Source organism: Acinetobacter sp. YH01021 (assembly GCF_013420255.1).
GTDB lineage: Bacteria > Pseudomonadota > Gammaproteobacteria > Pseudomonadales > Moraxellaceae > Acinetobacter.
In genome coordinates this window covers 1-16078 of record NZ_VOYO01000010.1, presented here as the reverse complement: position 1 = coordinate 16078, position 16078 = coordinate 1, and the positions used below count along the sequence as shown (strand labels likewise).

Below are 16078 nucleotides of genomic sequence, written 5' to 3'. Positions count from 1 at the left end.
TTATTCCAATTATTATATTTTATTTGTTTTTATTTTTAGGTTACTTCAACTAGGCAGCATCTGCTTTATTGCTTTTAGAACGTACTTTTTGCGCTATTTTAACTTTCGGATCTACGCTATAAAAAATTTCATCATTCTTAATCTCAATGTGAATCAGTTTAGGAATCTTTCCCTCACTCATGGTTCTCAATATTTCTGTAGCCAAAGCAGGCAATACTGAAGCATTTAAAATATGATCAATATTGCGCGCACCACTATCAACCTCGGTACATCGGCTGAGTAGAAGTTCGAGCAAGTCCTCATTATAAGTAACCTGCGTGGCATATTGCTGCTGAATACGTTGGGTAATTTTCCCCAGTTTATGCTGAATGATCTGGATCAATAGCTCATCATGTAAAGGATAATAAGGCACAATTTGCATACGCCCTAAAAATGCCGGTTTAAATTGCTGATACAAACTTGGTTTGAACAGTTCAATTAAGCTTTTTGCATCCGGCCAGTTTTCGACGGGTTGATTTACACAAGCCTGCATAATGGCACTGGAGCCAACATTGGAGGCCAACACGATTGTCGTATTTTTAAAATCAATTAGACGGCCTTCACCATCTTCCAGCATGCCTTTATCAAAGACCTGATAAAATAATTCCTGCACATCAGGATGAGCTTTTTCGATTTCATCTAATAAAACCACGCTATAAGGATTACGGCGTACCGCTTCAGTCAAAATGCCTCCTTGACCATAACCGACATAACCTGGAGGAGCACCTTTTAAGGAAGATACGGTATGAGCTTCCTGATATTCCGACATATTTATCGTGATCAGATGTGATTCTCCTCCATACAATTCTTGAGCCAAGGCTAGGGCAGTTTCAGTTTTCCCCACACCACTTGGGCCAAGCAATAAAAATACACCTTGCGGTTTATTCGGATCATCCAGTTTTGCTTTAGATGTCTTAATACCTTGGACCAGTTGATGCAAAGCAAAGTCCTGACCCATTACACGTTGCGATAATTTATCTTGTAATTTTAATACCTGTCGGATTTCATCATTCATCATTTTACCTACTGGAATTCCGGTCCAGTCAGAAATGATCTGATTAATCATAGGGACTGTTACACGTTCAAACACGAGTGGGTTATCAGCCTGAATCTGAGACAAACATCGCTGTAATACTTTAATTTTATTTTTATTTTCAATTTTTTTGGATTGAATCTGTAATAATTTTATTTCCTGAACCAATTGAAGTTCTTGCTGCCATTGCTGTTCTACCTGAGAAATCTCTTGTTCCAAATTTGAAATATTTTTTGATAATTCAATTAAAAGTGTCTGATGACACGGAAAATTTTGATGCTCCTGATTTAAAATCTCATGTTCTAGCCGAAAATTATGCAGTTGTGCCTGTAACTGTTCTAACTTTGCAGGTTGCGCATTCTGGCTCAAGGCAACCCGTGCCGCGGCTGTATCCAATACACTAATGGCCTTATCCGGTAATTTCCGTCCACTGATATAACGATGTGAATTACGCACCGCAGCAGTAATTGCTTCATCATCAATCTGCAACTGAAAATGCTGAGTCATGAGCGGAATCATGGCGCGCAACATATTAATTGCGACTTCTTCATTAGGTTCTTCTACCTTTATCACCTGAAAACGACGGCTGAGCGCAGCATCTTTTTCAAAATATTGTTTGTACTCCGCCCATGTAGTCGCGGCGATGGTACGCAGTTCTCCTCGTGCCAAAGCTGGTTTTAACAGATTGGCAGCATCATTCTGACCAGCCTGACCACCTGCACCAATCAGCGTATGGGCTTCATCAATAAACAAGATAACCGGATAACTGCAGGACTGAACTTCTCGAATAATTTGCTTCAGGCGATTCTCAAACTCGCCTTTTACACTCGCACCTGCTTGTAATAAGCCCAGATCCAATACATGAAGTTCTACATTTTTGAGTACATCAGGTACTTGATTATTCACAATTTTCAGGGCTAATCCTTCTACCACAGCTGTCTTACCGACTCCCGGGTCGCCGGTGAGTATTGGATTGTTCTGACGACGGCGCATCAGGATATCCAGCATCAAACGGATTTCAAACTCACGACCGATCACCGGGTCGATTTGGCCTTGGCGTGCTTTTTCAGTTAGATTAATAGTGTATTGATCAAGTGCCGATGTTTTATTTAATTTTAGCTGTGCGTTAGGTGAATCTTCTTTTACCTTAGTAAGCTGAGAATAGCTCATATTTTCAATACTTTGCTCACAGAACTCTAAAAATCGGTGCTTCAAATGATCAATTGGAAGCTGCTCAAATAAAGTAGAAGCACGAATTGTCATTTGATATAGATCAGGCGCAGTGAGCAGGGCAACCAGTAGATGTCCGCTGCGGATCATCGGATTTTGCTCTGCTGAAGCCAAAAGCCAGGCATGTTCTAATACACGAATAATGGATTTGGCAAAGATAGGTGTACGAGAATTTCCTTTAGTCATTTGCTGAATACTCTGATTCAGATCATGGGTGAGATCATCTTCGGAAATTTCATATTTTTTGAGCAATAGTTTGAGATCATTCAAGTCTGGTTGCTGTAGCAACTCTAAGAAAAAATGCTCAATTTCGATTTCATAATTTTGCTGTGTGATGCAGAAATTCGCTGCCTTCTCAAGGCATAGGCGTGCATGTTCAGATAATTTTGTAATCAAAATTTTTAAATTACTCATATTTTTCTCTTTGAGAATATACAGCCTGATATTTTTGAAATTTATAGCTATATATTTCTTATTATTAGGTTTATTTTTATTTATTTAAGTTTTTCTATGAGCAATCAAGATATATTGGCTCAAGATTTTTGGCATATTCTACTCAAGTCTATCCAAATGTCTGCATTCATTGGTCGGAATCTTACCATTTTAAAAATTACATAAAATAATTTAACAAAAACGCATTTATGTATTGACTTCCTGTGATCATTTTTTGTTAAATCCGCAACTAGATTTTTGAATTATAAAAATAGAAAAATAAATTTTGATTATAAAAATACAAAACAATAACCAAAAATTGAGGCTTATTTTGAAAAATAATCTAGGTTTTATTGTATTGCTCATCTCAGGGATGGCGCAGCTATGTTTTGCTCAAACCCATGCAGCAGAATTAAAAAAATCATGTATCAAGAGCTATCCACAAGCAAAAAATGATACTGATTCAACTATCATTGATTTATACCAGCAGTTATGCGACAAGACAGCAAGAAAAAATATGCATCTGCAGCAGCAATTGTCTACCCAAATTGCCAAACGCTATGTTGAAGTCGGTGATCATCTGAAAGCGCTCAATTTAATCGAGCAATTACATCAGCAAAATTACATTCATCAGAATTTAACTGATCTGAAATTCCTGGCAGGGATCGGGATCTCTTCCCAAAGCCTAGAACAGATGCGTAGTACAGAAGTCCGTGCCTTAAATGACTTTACCTACCCACAGGCCAAATCGCTGACTGAACATATTTATCTGGCACAGCCTGTAGCAAAATTTTCTGAATCTGCATCAACGACGGCGCGGAATTCAAAAGTAAAAAATACTAAAAATAAACCAAATAACCCAGTAAAACAAAGCCTAAGTCAAAACAAAAATAAAGTATCGAAAAGCAATCTAAAAAATAATACGGCTGCTATCAGTAATAAAAAAACAGAAAGTATCAGTACACGAACCCACACTCCTAGTACTAATCCATTTGGATCATTAACTAATAATTAATAAGGAAAATCATGATGGCTAAACGTGAAAGTGTACAAAAAAAATTACAGCGTATTCGACCACCACGGGTGCAATTGACCTACGATGTTGAGGTAGGTGATGGCCGTGAAGTCAAAGAGTTACCTTTTGTAGTGGGAGTTTTGGGAGATTTTTCAGCAGCGTCTGAACTTGAAAAAACCAAGCTCAAAGATAAAAAATTTATCAATGTAGACTTGGAAAATATTGATGAGGTGATGCAGTCTCTGGCGCCTCGTGCCAGTTTTCAGGTGGAAAATAGTTTGACTGAAGAGAGTGGTAAAATATCAGTAGATTTGGTTTTTAATGCAATGGATGATTTTCGGCCAGAACAGGTAGTCCAACAAGTCGAACCTTTGCGAAAACTGGTAGAAGCACGAGAACGTTTAACTGATTTACGCAATAAAATATCCAATAATGAACGTCTAGAAGATTTACTGGATGATATTTTAAAAAATACCGACCAAATCCGTAAAATGAGTATGGAGGCAGACAATGAATCACTCTAATGCTGCAACTACCACGAATGTTGCTATTGAAGAATACTCAATTCTGGACTCTATTGTTGAACGTAGTCGAATTGCGCGTAATGAAGAAGAACATGATCGGGCCAAAAGTTTGATTGGTGAGTTGGCCAAGGAAGTCATGGCCGGTACCGTTATAGTTTCAGACAATATGACCTTGGCTTTAGATAAACGCATTGCAGAAATTGATGCGCTTATTTCTACCCAGCTGAGCAAGATCATGCATCACGAGCAGTTTCAAAAAGTTGAGTCCACCTGGCGAGGGCTGTATTACTTTTGTCAGGAAACGCCATCACACTCTTTAATTAAAATTCGTATGTTGAATACGACCAAAAAAGAATTGATTAAAGATTTTCAAAGTGCCAGCGACTTTGATCAAAGTACTCTATTTAAAAAAATCTATGAAGAAGAATATGGTTCATTTGGCGGTGCGCCTTATGCGACCCTCATTGGTGACTTTGAGTTTGATCGCACACCTTCAGACCTGTATTTGCTCGAGCAGATTTCACATGTAGCATCAGCGGCACATGCACCGTTTCTCTCAGCTGCAAGTCCTTCCATGTTCGGATTGGAAACTTTTACTGATATTGATCGCCCACGCGATGTTTCTAAAATTTTTGAAACAGCTGAATATGTGCAATGGCGTTCATTCCGGGAAAGTGATGATGCTCGTTATCTGGCATTGACTATTCCACGAGTATTAGGCCGTTTACCTTATCATCCTAAAGATGGCAATACGACAGCAGGCTTTAACTATGTAGAAGAAGTTTCAGGTGAAAATCATAATGAATACCTGTGGATGAATGCTGCTTATGCTTTGGGGACGCGTTTAACCAATGCCTTTGATATGCATGGCTGGTGTGCTGCGATTCGTGGGGTTGAGGGTGGCGGTTTGGTCGAAGGTCTGCCAGTGCATACCTTTAAAACCAATGATGGAGAAATCATATTTAAGTGCCCGACTGAAATTGCGATTACGGACCGTCGTGAAAAAGAACTCAGTGATCTTGGCTTTATTCCATTAGTACATTGTAAAAATACCGATTATGCCGCGTTCTTCGGTGCCCAATCTACCCAAAAACCAAAGAAATATGATAACGATATTGCCAATGCCAATTCCGCATTATCCAGTCAGATACAGTACATTATGGCAGTCTCGCGAATCGCTCATTATTTAAAAGCAATGATGCGAGATAAGGTGGGAAGTTTTACATCTGCAGGAAATGTCGAAGCATTTCTAAACGACTGGCTGTCTCAATATGTACTTTTGGATGACGGTGCTTCACAGGAAGCCAAAGCACAGTATCCACTGCGTGAAGCTTCGATAAAAGTTGTAGAAAATCCGGATGAACCTGGACACTACAAATCTGTGGTCTTTTTGAGACCGCATTTTCAGTTAGACGAGTTGTCTGTATCTTTACGACTGGTCACTGAGTTACCGCAGTCGAGTCATTAAGACCGCTGCTAAAATTATAATAATATTTATAACAACAGGAAAATTATTAAAATGAAAGACATTTACATCCAGTTTCGCGGCAAATATAAAGTTGATGGTGAATCTCGTGATTCGGAACATAAAAGCTGGCTAGAAGCAAATTCTTGGTCGCACAACATTCGTCAGCCAAAATCTGCAACATCTTCTAGTGTAGGCGGTCATACTGCAGAACGGGTTGAACATTCCGACATGATTTTTATGAAAGATCTGGATGCAACCAGTCCAAAACTTTGGGAAGCATGTTCAGCAGGTTATACCTTCGATGAAGTACAAATCGATTTTTATCGCGCTAATGGTGACAAACGCGTTAAATACCTGCAAATTAAATTAAAACATGTACTGGTTTCTCAGGTTACTCCGATAGTAAATCAAGAAGGCGTTCCAACAGAAGCTTTTGGTTTGAAATATGCTGCAGTTGAGTGGACGTATAATCAACAAGATATTAACGGTACACAAAAGGGTGCCGTGACCAAGAAATGGTCACTATCAAATAATACTGCCTCTTATGCAGCGTAATTTGATCTTTTAGAGGCTGGTCCTGATCAGCCTCTCTCTTGATATTTATAAAAATAAATAAAATTAGACTATAACAATATGAATTTGGATCAGCTTTATCCTTACGGATTTAGAACAACATTATTTGACCGTCTCTTGTCTCAGGATACTCAAAGTTCTCAAGGCCTTTCTTTACAGGCGTTGAGAGAGTCGGTGGCTGCCGATCTCGAAGATTTATTAAATAGCCGTATGGCTAATCTGGATACGATGGTTAATGGTTATGATCAGGTCAAACGTTCAATTCTTCAATTTGGCATCATTGATTTTGTGGGGCTCTCAACAGCGAATCCAATGGACCGAGATAAAATCTGCCACTCGATTGAACAGTCTATTCACGCGCACGAACCTCGTTTAAAGCAGGTTAAAGCCGAGATGCTGATGGATGAGCATAACAGGGGAAGTCTGTGTCTAAGTATTCATGCATTCTTAAATATTTATCCCCTATATGAACCGGTAATTTTTGACGCATTCCTCAAGCCTACTACGCAACAATACGTAATTTTGTCTAAAACATCAGCAGGTGTGCTGTGATCGAAGAATTATTACCTTATTACGAAAAGCAATTACAGGAATTTGGGCAACAATCACGAGAGTTTGCCAATAAATACCCAAAAATTGCCCAACACCTTTCGTTGAATCAAGAGCAGATCGATGATCCGCATATCGAAAGATTGATTCAGGCATTTTCCCTGATTTCTGCCCGAATTGATAAAAAACTGCACGATAGTTATGAAGTATTTACACGTGCTATTTTTGAGGTGATGTTTCCACAGTACCTTAAACCTTTTCCAGCATGTTCAGTGGTCAGTTTTGACGATGCCAGTAAAATCCGACAGCTTAAAAGTAGCCAGCAGATTCCCAAGCAAACTGTATTAAAATCAAAAAGTATCCGTGGGGTACAGTGTGAATATCGTACGGCAAACCAGGTTAATTTATTACCAATCGCCTTAAAATCTGTTAATTTTAAAACGCATGCTTCGACTCATGTTCATTTAAATCGAAATGCAACCTTGAGCTTTGGTTTTGAAATTTTTAACCAGCAGCAGCGACTGTTGGAACAACAGAAATTACCTATTTATCTGGATGCAATTTCCAGTGTTCCATTGCAAATTCTGGATTGTATTTTTAAACCGGAGACGGGTTTTTCTGTAATAGCTCATAATCAAGAGATTGATTTTCAAAATCCTTTTGAACTGATGGGATTTACTGAAGCGGAAAGTGCGCTGCCAGTTGATCAACATACTCATCATGCCTATCGTTTATTAATCGAGTATTTTTGCTTTCCAGAAAAATTTAATTTTCTTAACCTCAATCTGAGTTTTTTAAAAGAATTAAATATAGAAACTACAGACTTTGAGCTACACATTCATTTTAAAATAAACCTGAATGATCAAGTCGTGGTCAGAGATTATTCAGAATTAAATAGCGCTAATTTCAAATTATTTGCGACACCAGTTATAAATTTATTCCCTAAGCAGGCTGAACCGCAGAAAATTGATCATTTTCGCCTAGAGTATCCATTAATGAGTGATGTCCATCATCCTGAGTATTTTCAGGTGTATGCGATCACCGAAATGAAGTTATTGAGAGAGAAAAGCGAGAACAGTCAAACGACCTATCCCGTATTACCTTTTTTTGCCATGAGTCATTATCATCAGGCCGATATACAATTTTATTATCACCTGTTGCCTGAGCAGAATAATAACAAGCATATAGGACTGAAATATTCGATTATTTCCAAATTTTTAGAACCACAGAAAATTTCATCAGACTTTATCAGTATGCAGTTGTTATGCAGCAATCGGGATTTGCCTTATGAAAGTTATCATAAAGATCAGAATAGCTTATCTCTCAATGACAATAGTTTAGCACGTAAAGCCGTGTTATTGAAAAGACCCAATTTACCTTATTGTTTTGATCAAAATCAGCAAGAACAGTGGCGAATTATCTCGCATTTATCATTGAATAATCTGTCTTTAATGAAAGCAAATGCAGTCAGTCACATTAAGGAATTACTCGAACTGTATAACTTGCCGCAATCCAAAGACAACCGGCTAATTATTAATTCAATTCAATCGATCCAGTTTTCTTTGACCCAGAAGTTGCGTGAGCATAAACCATTTCCACTTTTTGTACGGGGTGTCAAAGTTGAAATTCAGATCGATACAGAAGTCTTTAGAGGAGCCAGTCTGTATATCTTTGTGCAACTTTTAAATCACATTTTTAATTTGAAAGTTCAAATGAATAGTTATGTGGATATGCACGTCATTGATTCAAAGTCAAAACAGGAGTTATACCAATGCATACAGAATGTTGGTGGCAAAAGACTTCTGTAGTTGATCGGCTCTTTCAGCAGCCGACCAGCTTTGAATTTATTCAAGCCACGCGATTATTAAGACATGCACCTGAACGAAACAGACATCAAGAATGGAGTAAATCATTTCAATTTATTAGTTCACTCAATCTTAATTTTCCGACTTCTGAAATTGAATCATTGCAATGTGAAGATCATAAAGTGCAGATGACCAATTTAATCGTAGGGTTGACTGGCGTACAGGGCGTATTACCTTATATCTATACAAATAAAATTAAACAGAGTACCCGGGCACACAGAGAAGAAAGCTTACACTTTCTCGGACTATTTAATCATAAATTAACCGCCCAATATGTCGATGCCTGTTTGAACTATCATTTACCAATGCGTTATGAAGTTGAGCAGGAAAATCATTATCTGAATATGCTTCATGCTTTGAGTGGCTATAGCAGTCAACAACATGAACAGCAACCTATAGATGATTATTTTGCTGAGTTTTCAGGCTTGATGCAGGGGCAAAATAATACCCATTATGCTTTAAGCAGCATATTGTCCTGTATTTTTAAATATCAATTTGAGATTAATGAGTTTATTCCGGAAAGCTTTCAACTGAATGATCAGCAAAAAAGCAGTTTAGGAGCTTCGCAACCAATTTTATTGGGAATCAACAGCTTCTGTGGAGAAACCATTCAGCAAGTTGATGAAAAAATTGAAATTGTTATTGGTCCATTAAAACGTGAAGACTATCTAAAATTTTTATCTGAAGGAATACATAGCGCCAAATTGAAAGAGTTACTTCAAACCTGGTGTAGCCCGACCATGTTAGTGGATCTTCGGTTGATTCTAGACAGAGATGAATTATATCCAGCCCAACTCAGAGAAGTACATTCGATGGGGCTGGCCAGAGGAGCCTTATTAATGCCGAATCAGGCAATCCACCATGCGGAAACCTGCTATAGCCTGATAGGAAAAATGTCATGATTAAGCATATTATTCGGACTGTTATAGTTTTATTCATTATAAACAGTTCTCTTATCATTTATTACTGGCGAGATACTCAATACGATCCATCAAATATCGATTTCCTATTATATTTTGGAATTTTACCTTTGTTAATTTGCTTGTTGTTATTAACACCTTATTTTATTTATAAAGCTTTAAAATCCTATAAACAAAGACAGCAAGAACAAAAGGATAGGGCTCATAAATCTCTTCAAGCACAGCAGCAAGAATTAGAGAATAAAGAAGAATTGTATCAAGCGATTGAGAATTACAAACTTAATATTTTTTCAGCTGCCGCCTGGCACAGTTTTGGCAAAAATGCAGAGATCTTGCAGCACATGAAGCAGTTCAAAAGTCCTGAGCTGGACTCAGAACTGCTAAATCGTTTTAGTCTACCTATATTGACATATCGTATTCATGCTGTGGACCGCTTACTCGAAGAAAACGGGACTAGCGAAGAAATGCTTCCAACATTACAGGAACAACGAATTCAACAGTTGATTCAACAACAACTCGAACAGCATGAAGAAAGTCTGAGCTTAATTTCAGAACAGTTAAAACGTTCAGCACTATTTTATGATCACGAACTGGCTTATGAATATCGAATGCATCCGGGATGGATACAGGAGAACTACTGTGAAGATGAAGGAAATATTGCCTCTAATCTAATAGCAGTAAGCAGATTAAATAGGTTGAATCTGCATATTTTATTGGCGGATCATATGACTGGGGAGTGGAGTGATCTCTATCAAGAGCAGCTTATAGGTCAAATTCAACAAAAATATGCATTGCTGCCTGCCCAAATTCATATCAATTTTCACTTTCTGCCTGCTGATCATGCTTATTCAGCTTTGCTGGAGCTATTACAGGAAATTTCAGGTCAATCACATGAGATCAGCTTGATCATTATGGTGGATTCTGAAATTGATCAGGATTGTCTGGATCAGCAATTTTGGCAAAATGAAGAGTATATTGCTGCAGAATATACTGCCAGCTGGTGTTTATCCGCACATGACTTAGAGGTTGAGGGGATGATGCCTTCACGAATATTGACTCTCAGTAAGTACGTCACTGACCTATATGCGTACTTGGGTCAGAATCAGGTTGATCTGTCCTATCAGCTGGAACAGGCACATCCTTTTTTAGTTTTCTTAGATGAAGCCACTCAGTCTAAAACAATGAAAATAATACAAGAAAAATTTACTAATATTGATTTTGAGCCGGAGCATACCATTTATCCTCAAAGCTATTTGGGGCATACCCAACAATTGGCAGCAGTTTTTGCAGCGATGATGTCATCATATCTATACGACAATGTCATTACAATAAGCTATAGCACACAACAAGAATCAAGCTATTTATGTTTTAAAAATAAAGAAAGTGATCAACTGAATGAAATCTCATTAGTAGCCTAACTATTTATAAAAATTAAAGAAAAAAGAGATAAAAGTGAATACATTATTTTATACAGTCCTGGGGTATGTCTGGCAGTACATTAGCAACCCTAAAACAATGATGGCCTTATCCTTTTTAGTGGTCATTATTTCTATAAAAAATACGGTTTCTGATCGCATTTTCTGGATATTGCTGACCGTCTATGTCGCCATATTAATAGGCTGGGGGATTTATACACTTATCCGGTGTTATCTGCATACTAAAAAGGGTGAAGAAATCGAGACTGCCTTATCTCAAGGTTTTGCAGCTGAAAGCAAATACAATAATAAAGAAGAACTTCAGCAGATCAGTCAGCAAGTCAAACAATCTATTCAGCTGATTCGTAAGTCAAAATTAGGCGATCGTAAGGGTCACGCGGCACTGTATGAACTTCCTTGGTATATGGTCATCGGTAACCCGGCGGCTGGGAAAAGCTCGGCGATTTATGATTCCGGTTTGCGGTTTCCTTTTGAAGAAACTCATCAGAAAATGGTCTCTGCCGGACTTAGCGGAACTCGAAACTGTGACTGGTTTTTTTCAACTCAGGGTATTTTCCTGGATACAGCCGGACGCTATTCAGTCTATCCGGAGGACCATTCTGAATGGTTAGGCTTTTTAAATATTCTCAAGAAAAATCGTTCTAAAGTGCCAGTGAATGGTCTTATTGTGATCGTAAGTATCGCTGAGTTGGTCAACCAGAGTCCGGAGAAATCTCTACAACTGGCCAAGAACCTGCGTGCCCGTATCCAAGACCTGACTGAACGTCTAGAAGTTTTTGCGCCAGTCTATCTGGTATTCTCCAAGATGGACCTGATTGCCGGCTTCACGGATTTTTTTGATTGTTATCATGGACAAGAATTGGATCAGGTTTGGGGCGCAACGTTGGCTTATCAACCAGACTCGAGTGCAAATGCTGTTCAGCTATTTGAAAAGCATTATGGCATTTTATATGAGGGTCTGAAAAATGTAAGTATGACCCATTTAACCCGTCGGCATTCACAGCATATTTCACCCAGTGTAATGACCTTTCCACTGGAATTTAAGAGTCTCAAACCGGTATTAAGAACCTTTATTTCCACTTTATTTCAAGACAATCCTTATCAGTTTAAACCGGTTTTTCGTGGATTTTATTTTACCAGCGCCTTACAGGAAGGCTCCATTGAAAGTCCAATGACAGAACAGATTGCTGAGGACTTTCATCTGATCCGCAGCGATAATCATGATCTTGGCCTGTCTAAAGAGTCTGTATCACAGAATCATGGTTATTTTCTGAAAGGTTTATTTTCTGAAGTGATTCTTAAAGATAAAAATCTGGTGAAGCAGCATATTAATCCGGCACGAAAACGCCGACGCTTTATGGCTTTTACTGGTGCTTTACTTACTGTATCGATGGTGTTGAGTCTGTGGGTGTGGTCTTATCGAAATAATCAGCAATTAATGGAAGAAGTTCAGGCGGACCTGAATAAGGTCGTACAGATGCAGAAACAGTCAGGAACGGAGCTGGTCACACAAATCGATGCATTATTAATTTTGCAAGCTCATCTACAACAGTTAGATCAATTTGATCAGAAGCGCCCATTAAAATACAGTTTTGGTCTATATCAAGGACAACAGATCAGGGAGAAACTGCAAGCTGAATATTTGAAAGGAATTGAGCAATTAGTATTGCAGCCCAGCCAGCAAAATATTGCAGAATATCTACAACGGGTAAAAAGCAATGCAGCAGTTCTTAAAGAAAATCATATTCATGTGCAAATTAATCCGACTGCACAAGTTCAGCAACTCGCATTAGAACCATCTGACCAAAATCCGCAAGATGCTTATAATGCACTTAAAACATATCTGATGTTGAGTAACCGTAAATCTATAGATTCCAGTCATCTCAGCGATCAGTTGACACGTTTTTGGCGGACTTGGCTGGATCAGCATCGTGGTCAGCTGCCACGTGCTGAAATGCTGCAAAAGGCCGAGCAGTTACTTAGCTATGCCATGACACTGACAGATTCGAGTTCATTTCCCCAGCTGGATTCCGATACTGTTCTGGTTGAACAGACTCGCCAGGTTTTAACCGCGATGATGACCGGAGTGTCTGCACGAGATCGTGTATATAACAAAATTAAAATGCGGGCTTTGGTACGTTTTCCTGCATTAACGATCAAACAGATGGTCGGGGAGAATGCTCAGACAACCATGTTGGGAAGTTATGCCTTACCCGGTTTTTATAGCTATCAAGCCTGGAACGAATATGTACAACCTGCCATAGAAACCGCGGCGCAAAGCCCAACTGAAAGTAAAGATTGGGTACTTAATACATCACAGTCTGATGATTTGAGTTTTAGTGGCAGTCCTGAACAAATTCGACGCCAGCTGACTGAAATGTATAAAAAAGAATATATCAGCGAATGGCGTAAATTCTTGGGTGCCATTTATTATGCCAAGGCCGGTGACTTTAATCAGCAAACATATCAGATAGATATTCTTGGCGAACCAGAAAACTCACCGATTCGTAAAGTCATACAACGGGTAGCGCAAGAAACCAGCTGGGATAATCCAATGGTACAAGCTGAGTTGGCGGTTCCACAAAAAGGTTTTATTGCCTGGTTTAAACGCAAGATATTGCAACGTCATGATGGCAAGTTGGCACAGAATTCTGCATCGACTTTCTCTCAGGGGATGATTGCCAAAGACTTTCAGATCTTCTACCAGATTGTACGTACACGAGATGATTTGCAGAACCGGTCGCTGCTGGATGAGTATATGCAATCTCTGACCAAGATACGGAGTCGCTTTAATGATCTAAAAAGTTCTGGAGATATTGGTCCGGCGAGCATGATGCTCCTTAAGCAGACCGTTGATGAGCAGAATTCTATCTTTAATATCACTCAAAAGTTTGTGGATGAGAAAATGTCGGTAGGAACCCATGAGCTGGATCAACAGCTGATTAAAAAGTTGTTTAGTGTTCCTCTAACACGTTCCTTTGAAAGTCTGATGCTTCCGGCACAAGCTGAAATGAACGAACTCTGGCTAATACAGGCCTATCAACCATTTAATGCAAATTTATCGCAAAAATATCCGTTTAGCAGTCAAGGTAGCTTACAGGCAACCTCTCAAGAAATTAATCAGATTTTTGGTGAAAATGGCAGTATTTCCCGTTTTGTCAAAGAGCATCTTGATCCCTTAGTGATCCGTCGTGGCTATAGCTTAAGCTCGAAAACCTGGCAAGATTTAGGGCTTAATCTAAATCCTGTGTTTGTTGCAAACTTTCAAAATTATGTCGCGCCTGTGAATGGTATGGCAACTGGTGAGTTAAATAATACCAGTCGTCAGGCAGTGAGCCCCAATCAATCTAATTTCCAGTTTTACCCACTGGAACAGGCTCATTTATTGGCTTATACCATTGATATTGATGGACAAAGAATGCTATTTGAAAACGGAATTCAACAATGGGTGAATTTTATCTGGCCAAATTCCGGCGCAATTCCAGGCGCACGGATTACGGTGATTGATTTGGAAGGGAAGACCCATACCATTTTTGATGAGCCTGGGGAATATGGAATCAACCGTTTGATTGATAGTGCTCAGCGTACACAAAAAGGCAATATTTTTGAGATGGTCTGGCGCAGTAAAGAGAATCCTGAACTATTTGTGAAGACCAATTTTCGTTTGGTGAGTGGGAATAATGCAAGTTCTATCGGAAGTAATCCAAGTTATAGCAATTTGCAGTTGGTGGATCAGGTTGTTTCGAATAAAGTAGTGAGAGTTGTCGCAGCACAGAATACGATGATGTCAGGAAAAACAGCTCATACAACTAGGACGACTGCTGCAAACACAGGAACTTCAATGCCATGACCTTGATCAATCAATTATATTGTAAATGGATCACGTGGGTGAATTGATATGAATTAAAAACAACTAATTTTAATGTAGAAAATAACTCAAGGTTGGCGACACTAGAATAGTCTTTAACTGCAAATCAGATGAGCCTGACTCAAGGCATTAAATTGATTAAATAAACATTTATAGAAGCATAAAATGAAAATAAAAAATAAATACTTAAAGTTAAATAAAATCATCATTTTATCCTGTTTTTCAATTGGTTTTAATGTGCATGCACAACCTGTAATTGCTGAAGGTACTGTATCGAATAACAATAGCAAGCAAGCTATTTTGGCGAAATTGTATTCAACTTATGGTAAGGAAAATGTGGTGGATCGCATTCAGATCCGCCAAGTAGTGGCACCAACGAATTGGTCGAATATAGTCATTGATGTGATTAATGAAGACCTTAAAAAGGTTAAACAGGGAACCTTAACGGTTAAAGGTTCTGATATTCAGCTAACGGGTAAAGTATCAAATTCTTATGAAATTCAGGATACTACAGAGAAATTTAAGGGTTTAACACCCGAAAATTACCGCTTAAATGCACAGCTTTCAGTCAATCAGGCAGAACAGCAGATTATTGATGCTGCATTAAAGAACCGGACTATTGAATTTGAATCTGGCAGTGCAGTATTAGCAGCCTCAGGTATACAAATTCTGGATGAAATGGTCACTGCCTTAAATAAGGTTAGTGGAAAAAAGATACGTATTATTGGACATACGGATAGTTCAGGCGATCCTTATAAAAATCTTATGTTAAGTCAGCAACGTGCAGAAGCAGTGAAAGCTTATTTAATCGCAAAAAATGTTCCAGCGCATTTACTGAGTACTAAAGGTTCAGGTTCAAGTAAGCCTATGGCGGAGAATACAACAGCTGAGGGTCGCAAGAAAAATCGTCGGATTGAATTTGAAGTGCTTTAACGCTGAAGTTGCTTGAGCAGCAGCTATAAAAGTATATGGTGAATGACTTATATGAGTATATCAATTTGTTATTCACCAATTAAAATGTCTATGCGATAAACCATTTAAAATGTCCTGTTTTTAACCACAAGAGTCAAGCACAGGATTTAACTTTCTTTGTTCAATAACAGCTTTCTGAGCTTTACGACTCGGC

At 38.6% G+C, this 16078-nt stretch carries 11 protein-coding genes; 10 read left to right on the top strand and 1 reads right to left on the bottom strand.

The features are described from left to right. Positions 1-49: 49 nt before the first annotated feature. On the bottom strand, positions 50-2716 hold the full coding sequence (gene tssH / locus FTT86_RS08825; protein ID WP_180181045.1) for a type VI secretion system ATPase TssH: 2667 nt from the start codon (positions 2714-2716) through the stop codon (positions 50-52). A gap of 349 nt (positions 2717-3065) precedes the next feature. On the opposite strand from tssH, the gene FTT86_RS08820 reads away from it, so the two are divergent. The 10 genes from FTT86_RS08820 to FTT86_RS08775 all read left to right on the top strand — a co-directional run bounded on the left by FTT86_RS08820 (position 3066) and on the right by FTT86_RS08775 (position 15885). Beyond that, positions 3066-3749, top strand: a complete 684-nt coding sequence (locus FTT86_RS08820; RefSeq protein WP_180087330.1) for a hypothetical protein — start codon at positions 3066-3068, stop codon at positions 3747-3749. A 14-nt stretch (positions 3750-3763) separates the two neighbouring features. Beyond that, on the top strand, positions 3764-4273 hold the full coding sequence (tssB, locus tag FTT86_RS08815) for a type VI secretion system contractile sheath small subunit (protein WP_180087331.1): 510 nt from the start codon (positions 3764-3766) through the stop codon (positions 4271-4273). Further along, positions 4260-5741 (top strand): type VI secretion system contractile sheath large subunit, encoded by a 1482-nt coding sequence (gene tssC, locus FTT86_RS08810; protein WP_180087332.1) that lies wholly within the window; start codon positions 4260-4262, stop codon positions 5739-5741. The genes tssB and tssC overlap by 14 nt, the downstream gene beginning before the upstream one ends. 51 nt (positions 5742-5792) lie before the next feature. Beyond that, positions 5793-6296 carry a type VI secretion system tube protein Hcp gene (locus FTT86_RS08805; protein WP_180087333.1) on the top strand — a complete coding sequence of 168 codons (504 nt, stop codon included), beginning with the start codon at positions 5793-5795 and terminating at the stop codon, positions 6294-6296. Positions 6297-6374: 78 nt separating this feature from the next. Beyond that, entirely contained in the window at positions 6375-6866 is a 492-nt protein-coding gene (gene tssE / locus FTT86_RS08800) for a type VI secretion system baseplate subunit TssE (RefSeq protein ID WP_180087334.1), read from the top strand. Next, positions 6863-8671, top strand: coding sequence for a type VI secretion system baseplate subunit TssF (tssF, locus tag FTT86_RS08795; RefSeq protein ID WP_180087335.1), 1809 nt, complete (start codon positions 6863-6865; stop codon positions 8669-8671). The genes tssE and tssF overlap by 4 nt, the downstream gene beginning before the upstream one ends. Beyond that, positions 8635-9630, top strand: coding sequence for a type VI secretion system baseplate subunit TssG (tssG, locus tag FTT86_RS08790; RefSeq protein ID WP_180087336.1), 996 nt, complete (start codon positions 8635-8637; stop codon positions 9628-9630). The genes tssF and tssG overlap by 37 nt, the downstream gene beginning before the upstream one ends. Continuing rightward, positions 9627-11066, top strand: coding sequence for a hypothetical protein (locus FTT86_RS08785; protein ID WP_180181044.1), 1440 nt, complete (start codon positions 9627-9629; stop codon positions 11064-11066). The genes tssG and FTT86_RS08785 overlap by 4 nt, the downstream gene beginning before the upstream one ends. A 34-nt stretch (positions 11067-11100) precedes the next feature. Further along, the gene (gene tssM / locus FTT86_RS08780) at positions 11101-14934 is read left to right on the top strand and encodes a type VI secretion system membrane subunit TssM (RefSeq protein ID WP_180087338.1); all 3834 of its coding nucleotides are present in this window, start codon (positions 11101-11103) and stop codon (positions 14932-14934) included. 189 nt (positions 14935-15123) lie between these two features. Next, positions 15124-15885: an OmpA family protein gene (locus FTT86_RS08775; protein WP_373886122.1), complete on the top strand. Its 762-nt coding sequence runs from the start codon at positions 15124-15126 to the stop codon at positions 15883-15885. The last annotated feature ends 193 nt before the right edge of the window (positions 15886-16078 follow it).

What these genes read in the sequence shown, in the direction of transcription:
- FTT86_RS08785 (WP_180181044.1), top strand. Translation starts at nt 9,627, where the DNA reads ATGATTAAGCATATTATTCGGACTGTTATAGTTTTATTCATTATAAAC.
- tssB (WP_180087331.1), top strand. Translation starts at nt 3,764, where the DNA reads ATGGCTAAACGTGAAAGTGTACAAAAAAAATTACAGCGTATTCGACCA.
- FTT86_RS08805 (WP_180087333.1), top strand. Translation starts at nt 5,793, where the DNA reads ATGAAAGACATTTACATCCAGTTTCGCGGCAAATATAAAGTTGATGGT.
- tssE (WP_180087334.1), top strand. Translation starts at nt 6,375, where the DNA reads ATGAATTTGGATCAGCTTTATCCTTACGGATTTAGAACAACATTATTT.
- tssG (WP_180087336.1), top strand. Translation starts at nt 8,635, where the DNA reads ATGCATACAGAATGTTGGTGGCAAAAGACTTCTGTAGTTGATCGGCTC.
- tssH (WP_180181045.1), bottom strand. Translation starts at nt 2,716, where the DNA reads ATGAGTAATTTAAAAATTTTGATTACAAAATTATCTGAACATGCACGC.
- tssC (WP_180087332.1), top strand. Translation starts at nt 4,260, where the DNA reads ATGAATCACTCTAATGCTGCAACTACCACGAATGTTGCTATTGAAGAA.